At 67.9% G+C, this 21,297-nt stretch carries 13 protein-coding genes; 5 read left to right on the forward strand and 8 right to left on the reverse strand.

The features are described from left to right. Positions 1 to 263: 263 nt before the first annotated feature. The gene (locus U5A56_RS03195; protein WP_044849131.1) at positions 264 to 1,058 is read left to right on the forward strand and encodes an ABC transporter substrate-binding protein; all 795 of its coding nucleotides are present in this window, start codon (positions 264 to 266) and stop codon (positions 1,056 to 1,058) included. Between the two features lie 78 nt (positions 1,059 to 1,136). Here the strand turns inward: U5A56_RS03195 and U5A56_RS03200 are convergent, their stop codons facing one another. After that, a complete protein-coding gene (locus tag U5A56_RS03200; RefSeq protein WP_044849132.1) occupies positions 1,137 to 2,648 on the reverse strand; it encodes an HDOD domain-containing protein in 1,512 nt (503 codons plus the stop codon). Positions 2,649 to 2,675: 27 nt separating this feature from the next. Further along, positions 2,676 to 4,415: a cyclic di-GMP phosphodiesterase CdpA gene (gene cdpA, locus U5A56_RS03205; protein ID WP_193759872.1), complete on the reverse strand. Its 1,740-nt coding sequence runs from the start codon at positions 4,413 to 4,415 to the stop codon at positions 2,676 to 2,678. 279 nt (positions 4,416 to 4,694) lie between these two features. Here cdpA and U5A56_RS03210 point away from each other — a divergent pair, with 279 nt between their 5' ends. Then, entirely contained in the window at positions 4,695 to 5,246 is a 552-nt protein-coding gene (locus U5A56_RS03210) for a peroxiredoxin (protein WP_321798511.1), read from the forward strand. A 107-nt stretch (positions 5,247 to 5,353) separates the two neighbouring features. Here U5A56_RS03210 and U5A56_RS03215 read toward each other — a convergent pair whose 3' ends face one another. After that, positions 5,354 to 5,983, reverse strand: a complete 630-nt coding sequence (locus tag U5A56_RS03215) for an SDR family oxidoreductase (protein WP_124487395.1) — start codon at positions 5,981 to 5,983, stop codon at positions 5,354 to 5,356. A 252-nt stretch (positions 5,984 to 6,235) separates the two neighbouring features. On the opposite strand from U5A56_RS03215, the gene U5A56_RS03220 reads away from it, so the two are divergent. Beyond that, positions 6,236 to 7,771 carry an NYN domain-containing protein gene (locus U5A56_RS03220; protein WP_321920898.1) on the forward strand — a complete coding sequence of 512 codons (1,536 nt, stop codon included), beginning with the start codon at positions 6,236 to 6,238 and terminating at the stop codon, positions 7,769 to 7,771. Positions 7,772 to 7,865: 94 nt separating this feature from the next. Here the strand turns inward: U5A56_RS03220 and U5A56_RS03225 are convergent, their stop codons facing one another. The 5 genes from U5A56_RS03225 to U5A56_RS03245 all read right to left on the reverse strand — a co-directional run bounded on the left by U5A56_RS03225 (position 7,866) and on the right by U5A56_RS03245 (position 17,257). Continuing rightward, entirely contained in the window at positions 7,866 to 8,249 is a 384-nt protein-coding gene (locus U5A56_RS03225; RefSeq protein WP_321920899.1) for a VOC family protein, read from the reverse strand. 101 nt (positions 8,250 to 8,350) lie between these two features. Further along, the gene (locus U5A56_RS03230) at positions 8,351 to 11,659 is read right to left on the reverse strand and encodes an efflux RND transporter permease subunit (protein WP_321920900.1); all 3,309 of its coding nucleotides are present in this window, start codon (positions 11,657 to 11,659) and stop codon (positions 8,351 to 8,353) included. A gap of 3 nt (positions 11,660 to 11,662) precedes the next feature. Then, on the reverse strand, positions 11,663 to 14,776 hold the full coding sequence (locus U5A56_RS03235; RefSeq protein ID WP_321920901.1) for an MdtB/MuxB family multidrug efflux RND transporter permease subunit: 3,114 nt from the start codon (positions 14,774 to 14,776) through the stop codon (positions 11,663 to 11,665). 15 nt (positions 14,777 to 14,791) lie between these two features. Then, on the reverse strand, positions 14,792 to 16,159 hold the full coding sequence (locus U5A56_RS03240; protein ID WP_044848931.1) for an MdtA/MuxA family multidrug efflux RND transporter periplasmic adaptor subunit: 1,368 nt from the start codon (positions 16,157 to 16,159) through the stop codon (positions 14,792 to 14,794). Positions 16,160 to 16,432: 273 nt separating this feature from the next. Continuing rightward, positions 16,433 to 17,257, reverse strand: coding sequence for an IclR family transcriptional regulator (locus U5A56_RS03245; RefSeq protein WP_124487387.1), 825 nt, complete (start codon positions 17,255 to 17,257; stop codon positions 16,433 to 16,435). 729 nt (positions 17,258 to 17,986) lie between these two features. Between U5A56_RS03245 and U5A56_RS03250 the strand changes: the two genes are divergently transcribed. Next, positions 17,987 to 19,570 carry a multicopper oxidase family protein gene (locus U5A56_RS03250; protein ID WP_321920902.1) on the forward strand — a complete coding sequence of 528 codons (1,584 nt, stop codon included), beginning with the start codon at positions 17,987 to 17,989 and terminating at the stop codon, positions 19,568 to 19,570. Between the two features lie 65 nt (positions 19,571 to 19,635). Next, complete coding sequence (locus U5A56_RS03255) at positions 19,636 to 21,285, forward strand: multicopper oxidase family protein (protein WP_321920903.1); 1,650 nt, start codon at positions 19,636 to 19,638, stop codon at positions 21,283 to 21,285. The last annotated feature ends 12 nt before the right edge of the window (positions 21,286 to 21,297 follow it).

Genomic DNA, 21,297 nt, shown 5'->3' on the forward strand with positions numbered 1-21,297 from the left:
CAGACGGCCCGTGCGTCGCGCTTGCGTATTTGCGACATCGTCTTGCAAGTTCGACGGCGCATCCTGCCGTCATCGTGCACGCAGCGCAGCATCGCGGGCCGGCGGCCGCTTTGCCGTGCCGGCCGCGCGGATTGGTACAATCGCGGCCTTGCGGCTGTTGCGCCGCATCAAGGCGCGGCATCGGCATTGGCGTCGTCATCCGACCCTGCGATGATGCATGCGCCCGTAGTTCCGGAACATTCGAGTATCGAGGAGAACACCTGATGAAGTTGGATTGGCGTAAAGTGGCCGCGCACGCGGTAGTGGCGGCATCGGCCGTGGCGGCAGGCAGCGCGATGGCAGCGGATCTGAAGGAGATCCGGTTCGGCGTCGAGGCCTCGTACGCGCCGTTCGAATACAAGACGCCCGACGGCAAGCTGACCGGCTTCGACATCGACATCGGCAACGCGGTGTGCGCGAAGCTGAAGACGAAGTGCGTGTGGGTCGAGAACGACTTCGACGGCCTGATCCCCGCGCTGCAGGCGCGCAAGTTCGACGCGATCAACTCGGACATGACGATCACCGACCAGCGCAAGCACGCGATCGCGTTCACCGATCCGATCTACACGATCCCGAACCAGCTGATCGCGAAGCAGGGCAGCGGCCTGCAGCCGACCCCGCAAGCACTGAAGGGCAAGCGCGTCGGCGTGCTGCAGGGCACGATCCAGGAAGCGTACGCGAAGAAGAAGTGGGCGCCGGCCGGCGTCGAAGTCGTGCCGTACCAGACGCAGGACCTGGCCTACGCCGACCTGAAGTCGGGCCGTCTCGACGCGGCGTTCCAGGATTCGGAGGCCGGCTCGAAGGGCTTCCTGTCGAAGCCGCAAGGCCAGGGCTTCGGCTTCGCCGGCGGCACGGTCAGCGATGCCGAGATCCTCGGTTCGGGCGTCGGCTTCGGCCTGCGCAAGAACGACGCGGCGCTGAAGACCGCGCTCGATCAGGCGCTGAAGGAACTGAAGGCCGACGGCACGATCGACAACCTCGCGAAGAAGTACTTCAGCGTGCCGGTCACGCTCAAGTAAGCATTTCGATCCGTCGTACCTGCAGCCGGCCGCTTTTGCGGCCGGTTTGCTTTTGGGGCGCCGCCCGCATCATGCCGATTACGCGGGAAAGAACCGCCCCAGTTCGCGCGCGAGCTCGTTGAGCACGCTCATCTCCTGCTGCGTGATCTTGCGCGCCGGCTGCGCGCCGGCCCAGTCGCCGTACAGCAGGCCGACCGTTTTCGCGCCGACGCGCACCGGCAGCAGCACGAACGCGCGCGTGTCCGGAAGCGCGTCGAGATACCACGCGGGCAGGCGCTTCACCATCTTCGGGTCCTGCGCCTGCTCGATGAAGATGCCGACCGAGTTCGTGATCGCGAGATGGAACACGTCCGGCTCGAAGCGCTCGTCGAAGCACAGCCGGTCGAGCGCCGCATCGACGCCCGGGCCGAAGCCGAGACGCGCGGCGAACGCGCCGTCTTCCCGGCGCACGAACATCACGGTGCGCGTGAACGCGAGGCCCGCGAGCAGGCTTTCCGACGCGAGCGCGAGCACCGGCGTCAGCACGTGCTCGGACGGCAGCGCGCGCAGGTCCGCGAGACCGGCCTCGAGGCATGCCTCGGGATCGGGCTGCGCCCGCGCGATCGCGTCGGCGTTCGCGCGCAGCTCGACGATCTCGCGCATCACGGTGTCGCTCGCTTCCTCGGATGCGAGCCGGTCGGCGATCGCCACCAGCGCGTCGGCGTCGATGTCCAGCTCCTGGCTGTAGTGCTGCGCGAGCACCGCGATGTGCGCGTCGCGCTGCGGCCCCGCGGGCATCGCGAGCGCACCGGCGACATCGGTCGAGCAGCGGCTCACCGCGCGCAGCCAGCGTACGCGGCCGGGGCTGTCGTCGGCGCACGCGTCGCGGGAGCGCTGGCGGTCGGCGTCGTCATCGTCCTCGTCGAGGCTCGCGGCATGCGCGGTACGGCCGTCGTCGTCGGCCATCCCGGCGCGGATCACGTCGGGCAGCCGCCAGCTCGCGGCGGCCTCGAGGCCGATCTCGTCGAAGCCGACGCCGAGCACGTCGATGCACGCGGCCGCATCGTCGCCGTCCAGCTCGGCGGCGCGACGGCGGATCCGGTCCCATTCGCTGTCGAGATAGCAGACCACCAGCAGCTTGCCGACCTGGCGCATCAGCGTGCAGACGACGGCTTCCTCGCCGCCGCGCAGCTCCGCGTGCTCGGTGAGCTTGCGGGCGACGCAGCCGGACAGCAGCGCGCGGTTCAGCTCGAGTTTCGCGTCGATGCGGCGCGGCGTGCTGTGGTGGAAGTGATCGACGAGCTTCAGCCCGACGACCAGATGGCCGACCGTGTCCATGCCGAGCACCATCAGCGCCCGCGTGACGGTCGTGATGTTGCCGCCGAACGCCATGTACATCGCGGAATTGGCGAGCCGCAGGACTTTCTGCGTGAGCGCGAAATCCGACAGCACGACGCGCACGAGCGCGGTGAAGTCGAGGTCGTCGTTCTTCATCGCGGCCATCGTCGCGCGCAGCGATTCCGACAGCAGTGGGAAGTCGCCCCGTTCGTTCATCCGGGCCCACAGCTTGTCGAGCAGCGCCGTGCGGGGCAGGTGTGCGGTGATTGACATACGGATCTATCCGGTTCGCCGCGCGCGTCAGGCGGCGTGCAGGCGCAGCTGCTGCGCCTCGAAGCGCCGTGCGAGTTCCTCGGACGGCAGCGCCTGGCACACGAGCCAGCCCTGGATGTGGTTGCAGCCCATCTCGGTCAGCAGTTCGCGCTGCGCCTCGGTCTCGACGCCTTCCGCGACGAGCTCGAGATCGAGCGTCTGCGCGAGGCCGACCACCGCCGACACGATCGCGCGGTCGTTGCGCGACGTCAGCAGGTTCTCGACGAAGCTGCGATCGATCTTCAGCTTCGCGAGCGGGAAGCGCTGCAGGTACGCGAGGCTCGAATAGCCGGTGCCGAAATCGTCGATCGCGAAGCGGATGCCGAGCTCGGTCAGCTCCTCGAGCAGCCCCTTCGCCTGCACGGGGTCGTGCATCAGCAGGCTTTCGGTGATTTCCAGCACGATGCGGCGCGGGTCGATGCCCGTCAGCGCGATCGCCTCGCGCACGCTCTGCGTGAAGCGCGGGTCGCGGAACTGCTGCGGCGACACGTTGACCGCCACGTACTGCAGCGCGAGCCCCTGGCGATCCCAGGCGACGAGCTGCATGCACGCGGCCTTGAGCACCCAGTTGCCGAGATAGTTGATCAGGCCGATCGATTCGGCGAGCGGAATGAAGGTCGCCGGCGGCACGAGGCCGTGCACCGGATGACGCCAGCGGATCAGCGCCTCGACGCCGTCCACCGCCCCCGACTGGCTGCGCGTGATCGGCTGGAAGTGGAGCGAGAACTCGCCGTTGCGCACGCCGTCGTACAGGTCGGCTTCGAGCTTGAGCCGCTCGGCGTCGGCCGGATCGTCGACCGGCGCGTGAAACGCGAGCGCGTTGCCGCCCGATGCCTTCGCCTGCGCGAGGGCGTGGTCGGCGCGGCGCAGCAGCGGGCTGTGATGCTGCGCGCGATGGGGCGCAGCCCGTTCGTCCGGGTACACGGCGATGCCGATGCTCGCGGACAGGTGAACGGTCTGCCCCTGGTACGCGTAAGGTTCGCGCACCGCGGCCTGCAGCCGGCGCGCGAGCGCGTCCGCGGCATTGCTCGCGTGTGCGCGGTCCGGTGCGGTGAGCACGACCGCGAACTTGTCGCTCGCGACACGCGCGAGCTGCTCGCCGGGCGCGACGAGCGCCTGCAGCCGCTGCGCGGTGTCGCGCAACAGCGTGTCGCCGGCGTCGTAGCCGAGCGCACGGTTGATGCGCTGGTAGTCGTCGAGGTCGAGCAGCAGCAGGGCGGCACAGGTGCCGCTTTCGTCGGCGGCCTGCTGGGCGCGCATCAGCGCCGGCACGAGTGCGGACAGGTTGCCGAGCCCCGTCATCGGGTCGTGGTGCATCTCGTACGTCAGGCGGGCCTCGAGCGCACGCCAGGCCGACACGTCGAACGCCGCGATCGCGAAGCCGTCGACGCCGTGGTGGCGGCTCTTGAACGCGCGGACCTCGACGTCGAGCGGATAGGTGAGCGACTTGACGATGCACATCGTCGCCTTCTCGACCTGGCCGGAGCGCGCGGCGCGTGCAAGCAGGCCTTCGAGCGTCGCGGTATCCTGTTCCGCGATCAGGTCGCGCAGCGTCAGCGTGTGCAGGTAGTCGCGGTGATAGCCGATGAAGCGCAGGCTCGCATCGGACACGTACAGGAAACGCAGCTCGCGGTCGACATGGGCGAGGAAGTCCACCGTGCCGACCGTCTGTTCCAGCCAGTTGCGCACGGTGTCGTCGCGGCGCGGCGCGCCGGCGCGCGCAGGCATCAGCGCGCCGCCCGACCAGGCGAAGCGGCGCAGCGTATGCAAGGCATTGCGCCAGGAGCCCTTGCGTGGCGTCTGTTTCCTGTTGGCTTCCATGTGTCTCGCTGACGTGAAGGGCTGGAACTGGTTGTCCGGAAGAAATAACGGCAGGCTGCGCGAAATCTTTAACCGGCCGGCCGCGGCTGGCACGGCCGCTGGACCGGGTCGCGCACATCGGCGTTCGACAGGCGAACGCCGATGCGGCCTACATCGAGGCTGACTTTATAAGAAATGAGGACGCAGATGAAGCGAAAACTATGGGTGGGCGCCGCAGCGGCGCTGCTGGTGGCCGGCCATGCGCGGGTCGCGCAGGCGGAACTGAAGCCGGGCGCCGCGGCGCCCGACTTCACGACGCAGGCGTCGCTGGGCGGCAAGACTTACACGTACTCGCTGGCCGATGCGCTGAAGCACGGACCGGTCGTGCTGTACTTCTACCCGGCCGCGTTCACGAAGGGCTGCACCATCGAGGCGCATGCGTTCGCGGATGCGGTCGATCGTTACAAGGCTTACGGCGCGACGGTGATCGGCGTATCCGCGGACAACATCGACACGCTGACGAAGTTCTCGGTGAGCGAGTGCCGCAGCAAGTTCCCGGTCGCGGCCGATCCCGACGCGAAGATCATCCGCGAATACGACGCGAAGCTGCCCGCGCTCGATCGCGCGAACCGCGTGTCCTACGTGATTTCGCCGGAAGGGAAGGTGTTGTACGAATATACGAGCCTGTCGCCCGACAAGCATGTCGAGAACACGCTCGGCGCGGTGAAGGCGTGGGCCGACGCGCATCCGAAGCCGTAAGCAGCCACGAGCAGGCGGTCAGCCCGCCGTAAAGCGGCCCGCTTCGCGGGCCGCAGGCGCGATGACACGCGGCCGGCCCGTGGCGGCGCGGGCAGGCCGGGCAAGCGTCAGGCGCGCAATGCCTGTTCGATCGGCACGCTGCCGCCGACGAAGCCGATGACCTTGCGCGAAATGCCCAGCTTGATCGCCTCGATCGCGGCCCACGCGACATCCTGGCGCGACACCGGCGGCGCTGCGTCGAGCGGCTCCTCGGTCAGCGCGATCTTGCCGACCCCCGGGCCGTCCGCGAGCGGGCCGGGGCGCAGGATCACGTAATCGATGCCCGACGCGATCACGCGGTCGTCGCCTTCGCGCTTCATCTGCGAGTAGTGACGCAGCGCGTCGCCGCTGCGCTCCGGCCAGTACGCGGTCAGCGAACTGATCACGACCAGCTTCTGCACGTTGTAGGCGAGCGCATGCTCGGCCGCGCGCGCGACCGCGTCGCGGTCGATCTGCTCCTCTTCGGCGGCGCCTTCCGATTCCGCCGAGCCGGCCGCGTAGATCACGTGCGTGATGCCCTGGAACGCGTGCGAGAAATCGCCCGTCAGATCGGCCTCGACGACCTTCGCGCCCGGCAGCGCATAGCCGTGCCGGCGCACCAGCGCAGTCACCTCGAATTCCGGCTGCTCCAGCAGCAGATCCGCGCAGGCCCGGCCGGTGCGGCCGGTCGCGCCAATCAGCAATACCTTCGTCGTCATGAAACCGCTCCTTGCTCGATGCGTCGTCCTTCCAGATAGGGACGGACGACCGATACTCAAGTGTATGTCGATCGGGGCGGCGGCGCTCGGGTAATTGGGGCTGTACCGCACCGAAACGGCTGGCGCGGCGCCCGGTCTCCGCGCGCTCGCGCGCACGGATCGCGGAATCGCCCCGCCGACCGGCTATCATGTGCGCGATGCATTTTTCGCCGCCAGGCAATACAACGCGGCGACCAACCGGTTGGAGTACACATGGCATTACCCCTGGACAACGTCAGCATGGCCGTGTTCTGCGACTTCGAGAACGTCGCGCTCGGCGTGCGCGACGCGAAGTACGAGAAATTCGACATCAAGCCCGTGCTGGAGCGGCTGCTGCTGAAGGGCAGCATCGTCGTGAAGAAGGCGTATTGCGACTGGGAGCGCTACAAGGGCTTCAAGGCCTCGATGCACGAGGCGAGCTTCGAGCTGATCGAGATTCCGCACGTGCGCCAGTCGGGCAAGAATTCGGCCGACATCCGGCTCGTCGTGGACGCGCTCGATCTCTGCTACACGAAGTCGCACGTCGATACGTTCGTGATCATCAGCGGCGACTCGGATTTCTCGCCGCTCGTGTCGAAGCTGCGCGAGAACGCGAAGAAGGTGATCGGGGTCGGCGTGAAGAAGTCGACGTCGGACCTGCTGGTCGCGAACTGCGACGAATTCATCTTCTACGACGACCTGGTGCGCGAGCAGCAGCGCGCGCTGGCGAAGCGCGAACAGCAGCGCACCGGCAACGGCGGCGCGAAGCGCGCCGACGAGCCGTCGCGCAAGCCGGAACTGGAGGTGCGCCGCAGCGAGGCGATCGCGCTCGCGGTCGAGACGTTCGATGCGCTGGCGTCGGAGCGCGACGACGTCGGCAAGATCTGGGCGTCGGTGCTCAAGAGCGCGATCAAGCGCCGCAAGCCGGACTTCAACGAGTCGTATTACGGTTTCCGCGCATTCGGCAACCTGCTCGACGAAGCGCAGGCGCGCGGCCTGCTCGAGGTGGGACGCGACGACAAGTCGGGCGCGTTCGTGTCGCGGCCGCGCCAGTCCGCGGCGGCGGCCGAGCCGGTGGCGGCGGCACGTGATACGGGCGGCGCCCAGCACGGCCACGGCGGGCGCCACGGGGAAGCCGCACCGGCCGAGCGCGAGCCGCGGCGCCGCGGGCAGCGGGCGGAAGCGGCTGTCGACGAAAGCGTGCGGGCCGATGCCGACGAGGCGGACGTCGTCGACGTCGTGAACGAAGCGGCGCTCGTGCCGGCCGCGACGGCTGACGCGAATGAGGCGGCCGAGACGCACGGTGACGCGAAGGATGGCCGCAAGCGCGCGCGCAAGACCGCGGCGAAGAAGGCCGGCGCGAAGAAGGCCGGCGTGAAGCAGGCGGGCGATGCGAAGGGGGCCGGCCGTCACACGGCGGCGAATCCGGACGAGGCCGCGCACGGCGGTGCGAAGCACGGTGGCGACAAGCACGCGGACGGCAAGCACACCGAAGGCAAGCATGCAGAAGGCAAGCATGCAGAAGCGACGCATCGCGACGCGGACCACGGTGAGGATCGGCACGTCGCGGCGCAGCACGCGTCGCCGACGGCCGGCGAGTACGGTGCCTCGGCGGCTGCCGCGCAGCCGTCGCACGAAGCCGCACCGGCCGCCGAATCGACCGTTGAAGCGGCCGCCGACGCAGCAGCCGGCGCCAAGCCGAAGAAGCCGGCCCGCAAGACGGCGACCCGCGCGCGCCGTCCGCGCAAGACGGCCGCCGCGGCCGAGTAACGGAGTCAGCGGGCGTCAGGGCGGGGCGGTGTCCGACCAAGGGCGCTGCCCGCGCCGCCGCGTCGGCCGGTGCAACACCGGCCGACGCGCTTCGTTATCCGTTCAGCACGTACGGCCGCGTCATCACCTCGAGGAAGTGACCGTCCGGATCGTCGAAATACACACCACGACCGCCGTCATGGCGGTAGATCTCACCGGGCTGCCGCTTCGCCGGATCCGCCCAGTGCGGCAGGCCGCGCGCGCGAATGCGCGCGAACACGCGATCGAAGCCGGCCTCGTCGGTCAGGAACGCGTAGTGCTGGGACGTGATCTCTCCCTCTTTTTCATAAAAATCGAGCGACACGCCGTTGTCGAGCTGGACGACCAGCATCGCGCCGAACGGCGTCGGCGCCGGCAGTTCCAGAAGTTCGGTCAGGAAGCGGCTCGATGCGTGCTTGTCGCGGCACCAGACGATCGTATGGTTCAGCTGGACGTTCATGGCGGGTCCCCGGGACGGGGCGCGAGGGTGGGCATGGACACACGATAGCCGATCGCCGCCGGCGTGCAAGCCAGTCAGGCGGCCGCCTGCTCGTGGTCCGCTTACTCCCCGGCCACCGCCGGTCCGCCCGAATTGCCGCGGCGGTTGCGGCGCTTTTCGCCCCACACGCGGAACCGGTCCATGTACAGATAGACGACCGGCGTCGTATAGAGCGTCAGCACCTGCGACATGATCAGGCCGCCGGCGATCGCGATCCCGAGCGGCGCGCGCAGCTCGGCGCCGTCGCCGTGGCCGAACGCGAGCGGCAGCGCGCCGAGGAGTGCCGCCATCGTGGTCATCATGATCGGCCGGAAGCGCAGCAGGCACGCCTCGTGGATCGCATCGAACGACGATTTGTTGGCGTTGCGCGTCTGGTCGATCGCGAAGTCGACCATCATGATCGCGTTCTTCTTCACGATACCGATCAGCAGGATCACGCCGATCAGCGCGATGATGCTGAACTCGGTCTTGAACAGCAGCAGCGCGAGGAGGGCGCCGACGCCGGCCGACGGCAGCGTCGACAGGATCGTGATCGGGTGGATGTAGCTTTCGTACAGGATCCCGAGCACGATGTAGACGGCCAGCAGCGCCGCGAGAATCAGGATCGGCTGGTTGTTCAGCGACTGCTGGAACGCCTGCGCGGTGCCCTGGAAGCTGCCGACGATCGTCGGCGGCACGCCGATCTGCGCCATCGTCTGGTAGATCACCTGGGTCGCCTGCGACAGCGACACGCCCGGCGGCAGGTTGAACGAGATCGTCGTCGCGACGAACAGCCCCTGGTGGTTGACCGACAGCGGCGTCGTGCTCGGGCCGAAGGTCGCGATCGCGGACAGCGGAATCATCGTCGACTTCGACGTCGACACCGCCGCGCCCGACGACGCGCTCGACTTGCCGCTCGACGCGATCGAGTTCAGCGCCTGGTTGCGCGCGGAATCGGACGCGATCGCCGCGGCGCTCGTCGCGGCCGTGCCGGCGCTCGACGTGCCGGCCGAGGTCGCGACGAAGGTGCCGGCCGCCGCGTTGGTGGTCTGCGAGCCGTTCGCGCTGCCGCCCGACGTGCTGATCCACACCTGGTTCAGCATCTCCGGGCTCTGCCAGTATTTCGGCGCGACCTCCATCACGACGTGGTACTGGTTCAGCGGGTTGTAGATCGTCGAGACCTGGCGCTGGCCGAACGCGTCGTACAGCGTGTTGTCGATCTGCGCGGGCTTGATGCCGAGCCGCGCGGCGCTCGCGCGGTCGATCGTCACCATCGCCTCGAGGCCGCCTTGCTGCTGGTCGGAGTTCACGTCGGTCAGCTCGGCGCGCTTTTGCAGCGCCTCGGTCAGGAGCGGCGCCCACTTGTACAGCTCGGCGCTCGAATCGCCGAGCAGCGTGAACTGGTACTGCGCGCTGCTTTGCCGGCCGCCGACGCGGATGTCCTGCGCGGCCTGCAGGAACGTGCGCGCGCCCGCGACGTCCGACAGCGGCCTGCGCAACTGCTGGATCACCTGGTCGGCCGACAGCTTGCGCTCGGTGCGGTCCTTCAGCGTGACGAACATGAAGCCCGAGTTGGTCTGGGTGCCGCCGGTGAAGCCCGCGACGCTCTTCACGTTCGGGTTCGCCTGCACGATCCGCATCATCTCGGCGAACTTCAGCTTCATCGCCTGGAACGAGGTCGACTGGTCGGCCTGGATGCCGCCGATCATCAGCCCGGTGTCCTGCTGCGGGAAGAAGCCCTTCGGCACGATGATGTACAGGTAGACGTTCAGCCCGATCGTCGCGAACAGGATCAGCAGCACCAGCAGCGGGCGGCGCAGCGCCCACGACAGCGAGCGCTCGTAGCCGCGCTGCATCCGCGTGAAGAAGCGCTCGAGGAAGCGGCCGAGGCGGCCTTCCTCCTGCACGTCGTGCGCTTCGCGCAGCAGTCGCGCGCACATCATCGGCGTGACGGTGAGCGACACCGCGAGCGACACGCCGATCGCGAGCGACAGCGTCAGCGCGAACTCGCGGAACAGCCGCCCGACGATGCCGCCCATCAGCAGGATCGGCAGGAACACCGCGACGAGCGAGATGCTCATCGACAGCACCGTGAAGCCGACCTCGCGCGCGCCGTCGAACGCGGCCTGCAACCTCGGCTTGCCGTTCTCGATGTGGCGCGTGATGTTCTCGAGCACGACGATCGCATCGTCGACGACGAAGCCGGTCGCGACGATCAGCGCCATCAGCGACAGGTTGTCGATCGAGAAGCCGAGCAGGTACATCGCGCCGAACGTGCCGACGATCGAGATCGGCACCGCGACGCTCGGGATCAGCGTCGCGCGCCAGTTGCGCAGGAACAGGAACACGACCATCACGACCAGGCTGACCGCGATCAGCAGCGTGTGCTCGGTGTCCTTCAGCGACGCGCGGATCGTCGTCGACCGGTCGAGCACCGGCGTGACCGTGATGTCGGCCGGCAGCGACGCGGTGAGCTGCGGCAGCGCCGCGCGCACGCGGTCGATCGTCTCGATGATGTTCGCGCCGGGCGAGCGGTAGAGGATCACGAGCACCGCGCGCTTGCCGTTCGACAAACCGAGGTTGCGCAGGTCCTCGACGCCGTCCACGACCTCGGACAGGTCGGACAGCCGCACGGCCGCGCCTTTGCGGTAAGCGACGACGAGGTCGCTGTACTGCGACGCCTGCGACGCCTGGTCGTTCGTATAGAGCTGGTAGTGCTTCGGGCCGAACTCGATCGCGCCCTTCGGGCTGTTCGCGTTCGCGGACGCGAGCGCGGCCCGCACGTCCTCGAGACCGATCCCGTAGTGGAACAGCGCATGCGGCTCGAGCTCGACGCGCACGGCCGGGTTCGCGGAGCCGCTCACCGACACCTGGCCGATCCCGTCGATCTGCGACAGCGACTGCTGCAGCACCGTCGATGCGGCGTCGTACAGTTTCGCGGGCGACGACGTTTCCGACGTGAGCGACACGATCATGATCGGCGAGTCGGCCGGGTTGACCTTGCGATACGTCGGGTTGCTCCTGAGCGACGCGGGCAGGTCGGCGCGCGCCGCGTTGATCGCGGCCTGCACGTCGCGCGCGGCGCCGTCGATGTCGCGGTTCAGCCCGAACTGCAGGATGATCCGCGCGTTGCCGACGGTGCTGGTCGACGTCATTTCGCTGACGTCGGCGATCGAGCCGAGGTGCCGCTCGAGCGGGCTCGTCACGCTGGTCGCGACCGTCTCGGGGCTCGCGCCGGGCAGCGACGCCTGCACCGAGATGGTCGGGAAGTCGACCTGCGGCAGCGGCGACACCGGCAGCCTGATGAACGCGAACAGGCCCGCGAGCGCGACGCCGAGCGCGAGCAGCGTCGTCGCGACGGGGCGGGTGATGAAGGGGCGCGACAGGTTCATTGCTTACACGCCCGTGCGCGTGCCGGCGCCGGGGCCGTGCCGCTCGAACCAGCCGCGCACGCGGCGCGCGAGGCTGTCGAAGCCGAGGTAGATCACCGGCGTCGTGAACAGCGTCAGCACCTGCGACACGATCAGGCCGCCCGCGATCGCGATCCCGAGCGGCTGGCGCAGCTCGGAGCCCGCGCCCGCGCCGACGATCAGCGGCACCGCGCCGAGCAGCGCGGCGAGCGTCGTCATCAGGATCGGCCGGAAGCGCAGCAGGCACGCCTGGTAGATCGCCTCGCGCGGCGGCTTGCCTTCGACCCGCTCGGCTTCGAGCGCGAAGTCGATCATCATGATCGCGTTCTTCTTCACGATGCCGATCAGCAGCACGATCCCGATGATCCCGATGATGTCGAGGTCGTGCCCGGTGATCATCAGCGCAAGCAGCGCGCCGACGCCGGCCGACGGCAGCGTCGACAGGATCGTGATCGGGTGGATGTAGCTCTCGTACAGCACGCCGAGCACGATGTACATCGTGATGACCGCCGCGAGGATCAGGAACAGCTGGTTCGACAGCGACGCCTGGAACGCGAGCGCCGCACCCTGGAAGCGCGTCTGGAACGACGCGGGCAGGCTGATGTCCTTCTCGGCGGCCTCGATCGCCTTGACGGCCTCGCCAAGCGACGCGCCCGGCGCGAGGTTGAACGAGATCGTCGTCGACGGGAACTGCGACAGGTGCGCGACGAGCAGCGGCGACGGCCGCTCGTGGAACGACGCGATCGACGACAGCGGCACCTGGCCGCCGCCCGCGGACGGCAGGTAGATGTCGCTCAGCGATTCGGCGTAATGCTGCTCCTTCGGCTCCGACTCGAGAATCACGCGGTACTGGTTCGACTGCGTGAAGATGGTCGACACGATGCGCTGGCCGAACGCGTCGTACAGCGCGTTGTCGACGGTCGCCGGCGTGATGCCGAAGCGCGCGGCGCTCGCGCGGTCGATCTCGATGTAGACCGACTGGCCGTTGCTCTGCAGGTCGGTCGCGACGTCGGCGAGCGACGGCTCCTTTTGCAGCCGCGTGACGAGCTTCGGCACCCAGGTCGCGAACTCGTCCGGGTTCGGGCTCGTCAGCATGAACTGGTACTGCGTCGGGCTCACGGTCGAGTCGATCGTCAGGTCCTGTACCGACTGCATGAACAGCGAGATGCCGGTCACGTTCGCGACGCGCTGCTGCAGGTCGCGGATGATCTGCGCGGACGATTCGGAGCGGGCGTCGCGCGCCTTCAGGTTGATCAGCATCCGGCCGCTGTTCAGCGTGATGTTGCTGCCGTCGACGCCGATGAACGACGTGAGGCTCGCGACGTTCGGATCCTTCAGGATCTCGGCCGCGAGCGCCTGCTGGCGTTCGGCCATCGCGCCGTACGAGATCGACTGCGGCGCCTGCGTGATCGCCTGGATCACGCCGGTGTCCTGCGCGGGGAAGAAGCCCTTCGGTATGAACACGTAGAGCAGGCCGGTCAGCACGAGCGTCAGCACCGCGACGACGAGCGTCGAGCGCTGGCGGTTCAGCACCCATTCGAGCGCGACCCCGTAGCGTGCGATCACCCAGTCGATCGCGCGGTGCACGCGCGCCTCGAAGCGGTGGCTCTCCGGCGGCGGCGAATGGCGCAGCAGCTTCGCGCACATCATCGGCACGAGCGTGAGCGACACGATCGCCGAGATCACGATCGTCACCGCGAGCGTGATCGCGAACTCGTGGAACAGGCGGCCGACCACGTCGCCCATGAACAGCAGCGGGATCAGCACCGCGATCAGCGACACCGTCAGCGAGATGATCGTGAAGCCGATCTGTCTCGAGCCCTTCAGCGCGGCCTCGAGGCCCGTGTCGCCTTCCTCGACGTAGCGCGCGATGTTCTCGATCATCACGATCGCGTCGTCGACGACGAAGCCGGTCGCGATGGTGAGCGCCATCAGCGACAGGTTGTTCAGCGAGAAGCCGGCCATGTACATCACCGCGAGCGTGCCGATCAGCGACAGCGGCACCGACAGGCTCGGAATGATGGTCGCGTAGACGTTCGCGAGGAACAGGTACATCACCAGCACGACCAGCGCGACCGCGAGCAGCAACTCGAACTGCACGTCGCGCACGGCGGCGCGGATCATCGTCGTGCGGTCGGTGACGATCTGCACGTCGAGCGCGGCGGGCAGCGTCTCCTGCAGCTTCGGCAGCTGCGCCTTGATCGCGTCGACGGTCGCGATCACGTTCGCGCCCGGCTGGCGCTGCACGTTCAGGATGATCGCGGGCTCCGCATTGACCCACGCGCCGAGCTTGGTGTTCTCGGAGCCGGCGACGATCTTCGCGACGTCGGTCAGCATCACCGGGCGGCCGCTCTTGTAGGCGACGACCGCGTCGTTGTACTGATCGGCGCTGGTGAGCTGGTCGTTCGCGTTGATCGTGTACGCGCGCGTCGGGCCGTCGAAGTTGCCCTTCGGCGTGTTCACGTTCAGGTTCGAGATCGTCGTGCGCAGGTCGTCGAGGTTCATCCCGTACTGCGCGAGCGCGGTCGGGTTCGCCTGGATCCGCACGGCCGGCCGGTTGCCGCCCGACAGGCTGACGAGGCCGACGCCCGCGATCTGCGAGATCTTCATCGCGAGACGCGTGTCGGTCAGGTCCTGCACCTGGGTGAGCGGCAGGGTCTTCGACGTGATCGCGAGGGTCAGCACCGGCGCGTCGGCCGGGTTGACCTTCGCATAGATCGGCGGGGCCGGGAGGTCGGACGGCAGCAGGTTGCCGGCCGCGTTGATCGCGGCCTGCACTTCCTGTTCGGCGATGTCGAGCGGCAGGTCGAGCGAGAACTGCAGCGTGATCACCGACGCGCCGGCCGAGCTTTGCGACGACATCTGGTTCAGCGACGGCATCTGGCCGAACTGCCGCTCCAGCGGCGCGGTGACCGCCGACGTCATCACCTCCGGGCTCGCGCCCGGATAGAAGGTCTGGACCTGGATCGTCGGGTAGTCGACCTCGGGCAGGGCGGCGAGCGGCAGGAAGCGCAGCGCGACGAGACCGGCCAGCATGATCGCCGCCATCAGGAGGGCGGTGCCGACCGGCCGGAGAATGAAGAGGCGGGATGGATTCATCGAGCGGCCCGCGCGTTACTGGGCCGCGGGGGCCGCTGCCTGCGACGCGCCGTGCTTGTGTCCGCCGCGGCGGGCGGCCGCGCCCGATGCGCCGGACGCCGCGCCGGCGCCGTGCGCGCCCGACGCGCCTTTCGGCTTGTCGGCCGGGATCGTGATCTTCGCGCCTTCGCGCAGCCGGTCGGAGCCGTCGGTGACCACGCGCTCGCCGAGCGCGACGCCGCTGACGATGCTCGTGCGCTCGCCGTCGACCGGGCCGATCGTGACCTTGCGCACCGTCACCGTGTTGTCGGGCTTCACGATGTACACGAACTGGCCGATCGAGCCCGTCAGCACGGCGGCCGTCGGCACGATCGTTGCATCGCGCATCACGTCGACCAGCAGCCGCGCGTTCACGAACTGATTCGGGAACAGCAGCCCTTCCTTGTTATCGAAGGTCGCGCGCAGCTTGACCGTGCCGGTGCTCGTGTCGATCTGGTTGTCGAGCGTGGCGAGCGAACCCGTCTCGAGCGGTACCGTGTTGTTGCGGTTGTACGCGGTGACCGACAGTTTCCGGCCCGCGTTCACCTGCTTGACGATCTGCGGCAGGTTGTCTTCCGAGGTCGTGAAGATCACGCTCATCGGCTGCAGCTGCGTGATCACGACGATCCCGTTCGTGTCGCCCGGCGTCACGTAGTTGCCGGGGTCGACCTGGCGCAGGCCGACGCGGCCCGACACCGGCGCCGTGATGCGCGCGTACGCGAGGTTCAGCTTCGCGGAGTCGATCGCCGCCTGGTCGGTCTTCACCGTTCCTTCATATTGCTTGACGAGCGACGCCTGGGTGTCGACCGTCTGCGATGCGATCGAATCCTGCGACAGCAGCGTCTGGTAGCGCTTCAGGTCGAGGCGGGCCGTCGCGAGCAGTGCCGAGTCGCGCGCGTGCGTGCCTTCGGCGTTCTCGAGCGCGACCTGGTACGGGCGCGGGTCGATCTGCGCGAGCAGGTCGCCCTTCCTGACGATCTGGCCTTCCTGGAACGCGACCGACTGCAGGTAGCCCGACAGCTGCGTCTTGACCGTCACGCTCGCGAGCGGCGTCACGGTGCCGAGCGCGGACAGCACGATCGGCATCTCGCCCTGCGTCGCGGTCGCGACCGATACCGGTTGCGGAACGTTCGCCATCGCGGCGGGGCCGCCGCGGCCGCGATGGCCGCCGCCTGCGCTCGCGCCGGAGGCCGCGCTGGCCGCTGCCTGCGCGTCGGCCTGCGTGCGGTTCCACGGGTGCCACCACAGCAGGCCGCCGATGACGACGACCGCGAGCGTCCCGATCACCAGCGGGCGGCGCGGGCGGCGCGCGGCGGGGGAGGCGGGATCCTTCGAAGGGGGCGTGGGCTTTTGTTGATTGTCCATCGGGTTCTGTCAGGAAGACGGCTCGGCAGGCCGGGAAACGGGCTCGAAACCGGGCTGGAAAACGGGCCTGGGCGGCGCAGGGGCATGCGGTGCCGGAAGGCCGGCTCGGTCCGGGCCCTTCCGGTCTGCGCGGAAAAAGAAAAGAGCGGTGCGCGCCGCGAATGCGGCGCGACGATGGGCATGATCCTACGTCCCGTCCCCGTTACAGTCCAGTCGTCTATCTTTCAACGGGTTACGGTCGTTACAGAACGCGACGGGGCGATGACGGATCGATTACACGGCGCTGCGCCGGGCCGGCGCGCCGCCGATCTCGCGGGTGATTTTCGCGATGCACTCGTGCAGCGCGGGCACCACGTGTTCCTGCAGCCATTCGGGCGGGCACTGACTCGATGCGCCGCCGCAGTTCACCGAATAGCGCTGGCCCGACGGGCCGACGAACCCGGCCGCGACCGCATTCAGCCCTTCGCGCCATTCGCCGATCGCGATCGCGTGGCCGGCGCGCATCGCGTCCTCGAGGCCGGGGGTCAGGCGCGCCGATACGTGCGGCCAGTCGTCGCCGGCCGTCGCGCGCAGCGCGTCGAGCAGCGTGCGGCGCTCGTCGTCCTCCAGCGCCGCGAGATACGCGCGGCCGACCGCGGTGCGCGCGATGTCCATCCGCGAGCCGATCTCGAGGCGCGTGACGAGCACGGCAGAGCGCGGCCGGATCACGTCGATCGCGACCATGTCGAGGCGGTCGCGCACCGCGAGGTGCACCGACAGCGACGTGCGCTCGGCGAGTTCGATCATGAACGGCCGCGAGCGCGCGCGGATGTCGAAGTTGCGCAGGAAGCCGTGGCTCAGCTCCAGCACCGACGCGGTCAGCACGAAGCGCTCGCTGTCGGGCAGCTGGAACAGGAAGCCGGCGCTGACGAGCGTCGCCGTGATGCGCGACACGGTCGGCTTCGGGATGCCCGTCAATTCGGTCAGCTCGCGGTTGCTGACCGGGGCGTCGGCGGCCGCGATGCGGCGCAGCACGGCGAGGCCGCGCGCGAGCGCGGTGATCTCGTCCGGCGACGATTCGCGGTCTCGGGGCGCGGGAGGCGTTACAGATGTCGACACGAGGGATTCTCTCTATTTCCGAAACTCGATTTCATTTTGTTGGTATTGTAGGATGATTGTCAAAAGATGCATGTTCCGTGGGTGAATCGTTCATCCGATGCGATTTTACGGGTTCACCCTTGGTTTATTAGGAAAGTGCTCAAATGAGCGTTGCCGGAAAGTGAACAAACCGGTGCAAATACCGCTTGACTTGTCGGGCGGAAACGGAAAGAATGTCTCACGTTTTCGAAACATCGTTTCAGGAGTTTAACCGGCAACGGTGTTTCGCGCAGTCTCTCAGGTTCTAGCACGGCCCTCGGAATGGCTAGAACTTTTTTAGCGCCACGGTCTCCGTGGCGCTTTTTTTTGCCCGTCTTTTCCTGTCGCAGGCCGGCAAGCCCGCCACCAGGGCCCGAACGCCGCGGTTGCGCCACAGCGAAGTCTACCGCGTCGCCAGCCATCCTCCCCCGAATCGCCGCGTCGTTCGGCGCCCGACCATCGTTTCCGTCGTTTCAATCATCGGCTGGCCGCGCCGCCGGCATGCGCTCGCCGTGTGCGCCGATCGTGCAGCAAATGATGCCTCCCGTTCGCCGGGGACCCCCTATGCAAAAGTAGGAGGGTGACCCATCCCGGCCTTGCGCGCGCGTCCGCAGAATGCCGGTACGGGCCGTGAAAGCTTCGCGGCCTGCGTCTGCAGCAGAGCATGATGTCCAGCGCGTGTCGCTGGCGGACCCCTTGGATGGAGGTCATATGTTCAGTACCCGCGCGTGTTGCAGCAGTGTGGCGGCACTGTTGCTCCTGATGTGCGCCGTTCCCTCGTTTGCCCAGTCGTTTCGCGTCCAGTGCCCGTCGACCACGCCGTCCCACCCGACCGCGCTGGCGCCCGGGGTCGGCGAACCCGCTTACACGAAGCCGACCTATACCGGCCAGAATTCCACGTCGACCGGCGCCGTGAACGGCGCGATCAAGTGCCAGCAGATCTCGGGCGGCGACGGCTACGCCACGATGGCCAATGGCGTGCAGACCTACCTGTTCGCGTTCGGCCCGCTGTCCGGGCTCGCGGACATCAAGGCCGGGCTGCCCGGCACGGAGCTCGCGTCGGTGTTCAACACCGTCGGCGACCCCAGGACGGACCCGACCTACAACGGCGCGGTCGGCCTCGCGCCCGATCCGGATGCCGGCGGCGCACTGACCGGCCACGTCGATCCGCGGCCGATCATGGACATCGGCGTGATGAACGGCAACCAGCCGGCGCCGATGATGGCGATCGACGAGGACGACGAGTTCTTCCTCACGCTCACGAACGTCGGGATGATCATGCGCCCGGACCTGTTCGAGCGGCACACGGTGCACTTCCACGGTTATCCGAACGCGTCGTCGTTCTATGACGGCGTACCGGACGCGTCGGTCGCGATCAACATCGGCGCGAGCTTCACGTACTACTATCTCGCGCCGGATGCGGGCACCTATTTCTGGCACTGCCACATCACGCCGCCGGAGCACTTGCAGATGGGCATGGTCGGCCAGATCTACGTGCGGCCGCGCCAGGACCGGGTGCCGAAAGGCCTGTCGCTGTACCAGGCGCTGGTCACGCAGCAGTCGGACCTGCGCACGCGCTGCGGCAACGACATTCTGTGCTCGACGCCGCTGCCGAAGCAGAACAACGGCCTCGTGCGCGCGGCCAACGCCAACATTCCGGCGACCACGCCGGAAACGCTGTCGCTCTACGCGTACAACGACGGCGACGGCTCGACCGCGTACGACGTCGAGTATCCGATCCAGATCCACGGCTTCGATCCGAACTTCCACTTCGTCGGCATGACGTTCAATCCGGAGCCGTTCACCGACATGAAGGACAAGTTCTTCCTGCTGAACGGCCGCAGCTATCCGGACACGGTGACCGAAGGGGCGATGTCGACACCCGCGTCGGACAGCACGATGCATCCGTCGCAACCGCTGTCGACGCTGATCAACATTCCGGCCGGCGGCCGGGCGCTGTTGCGGATCTCGGATCTCGATGTCACCGAATACCAGACGCTGGCATCGCTCGGCATCCCGATGCACGTGGTCGCGATCAATGCCCGCCTGCTGCGCGACATGGCCGGCAACAACCTGGCCTACGACACGAACTCGATCACGCTCGGCGGCGGCGAGTCGCTCGACCTGATTCTCGACGCCAGCGACAAGACGAAATACCACTCGGGCCAGATTTTCTATCTGTACACGCCGAACCTCGATCACCTGTCGAACGATCAGGAAAACTTCGGCGGCCTGATGACCGAGGTCCACATCTGCCGCACGGTGGATCCGGTCACGAAGCATTGCACTCTTTGAAGACCGGGGCCTGCCCGTGTCATCGGGCGGGCCCGGCCGGGAAGTCCTGCCCTAGGAGAAAAGCCGTGGGACACATCACTCATCATGCGTGGACCGCGACGCTCGCCCGTCTCGGACGGCTCGCGCGCGTCGGCGTCGCGACGCTCGCCGCGTTGCTGTCGATGCACGCGCAAGCCGCGGCGCCGGGCATCACCGGCAAGGTATTCAACCTCACTGCCCAGGAGGCGCGCATCACCCAGCCCGATGGCACGAGCGTTTATTCATGGGGCTACGGCTGCGCGGCCACCAGCGCGACGCCGCTCGTCTTCTCGCCGTCGACGATTACCGGCGCGACCTGTCCGACGATGCAGATTCCCGGGCCGACGCTGATCGTCAGGCAGGGCGACATCATCACTGTGACGCTCACCAACAACCTGCCGGCGGCGGCCGGCAACACGTCGATGCTGTTTCCCGGCTTCGTCGTGTGCACGGGCACCTTGAGCCCGGACGGCAAGACCTGCAGCGGCACCTCCGGCGTTGCCGGGCTGCTGGCGCGGGAAGCGCAGCACGGCGCGACGGTCACCTACTCGTTCGTCGCGGCGACGCCGGGCACGCATACGTACTACAGCGGCACGCAGGGCGACCTGCAGATCGAGATGGGGCTGTACGGCGCGATCATCGTGCTGCCGAATACGGCGGTCAATACGGCGGGCTGCATGGCGCTGCCGGATTCGGGCAGGCCGTTCGGCCAGCACGATTTCCGCAACGCTGTGGCGGCATACGACAACAGCGCCGCCTGCTACGATCGTGAGTATCTTTTTCAGTTCTCCGAAATGGATCCGCGCATCCATCAGCAGGCGGAGCAGCAGGTCGCCGCGAATACGTCGTGCACCAAGCCGACCGGCTGCATGACCGTCGAGACCGAGCCTTATCACCCGGCGTATTTCATGGTCAACGGCCGCTCGATGCCGGACGACATGGATCCGAACTACGCGCCGCAGTACCCGCACCAGCCGTATAACGGCAACCCGCACATGCATCCGGGCGAACTGGTGCTGCTGCGGATCATCGGTACCGGCCGCTGGCAGCATCCGTTCCACGAGCACGGCAATCACGTGCGCGTGCTGGCGCGCGACGGCAACCTGTTGCTGAGCCCGGCCGACCCGAACCACCCGGCGAACCCGCGGCTGCCGGCGGGCCCGCTGCTGTTCACGACCACCACGACGCCCGGCGCCACGATCGACGGGATTTTCTACTGGACCGGCAAGGGCCTGAACTGGGACGTCTACGCGCACTACGCGGGCGACGGCTCAGTCTGCGTGCCGGACGCGAACGGCTACTACACGACGGCGTCGAATCCGCCGGCCCCCCGCGACGCGCCGAATTACTACGAGTGGTGCCAGGACCACGGCAAGGCGCTCGAGAAGGCGCCGTTCGGCAAGGTCGGCAGCGGCGGGCCGGTCACGTTGCCGGACTCGAACATCCTGACGAACGGCTTCTGGTATGGCGGCAGTCCGTATCTCGGGCCGGACGCGACCGTGCGTGCGACGGCGCCGACAGGCACCTCGCCGCCGAGCAACACGATCTTGAACCCGCCGGCGACGGAAGCAGGCTTCGCGTTCATGTGGCACTCGCATAACGAGCGCGAGATCACGACGAACAACATCTTCCCCGGCGGAATGATGATGATGATGCTCGTTGATCCTCCGGTATTTCCGATCGACGAATCCAATTAGGGGTGGGGAGAA

Origin of the sequence: Burkholderia sp. BCC1998 (assembly GCF_905339875.1) — a bacterium.
GTDB lineage: Bacteria > Pseudomonadota > Gammaproteobacteria > Burkholderiales > Burkholderiaceae > Burkholderia.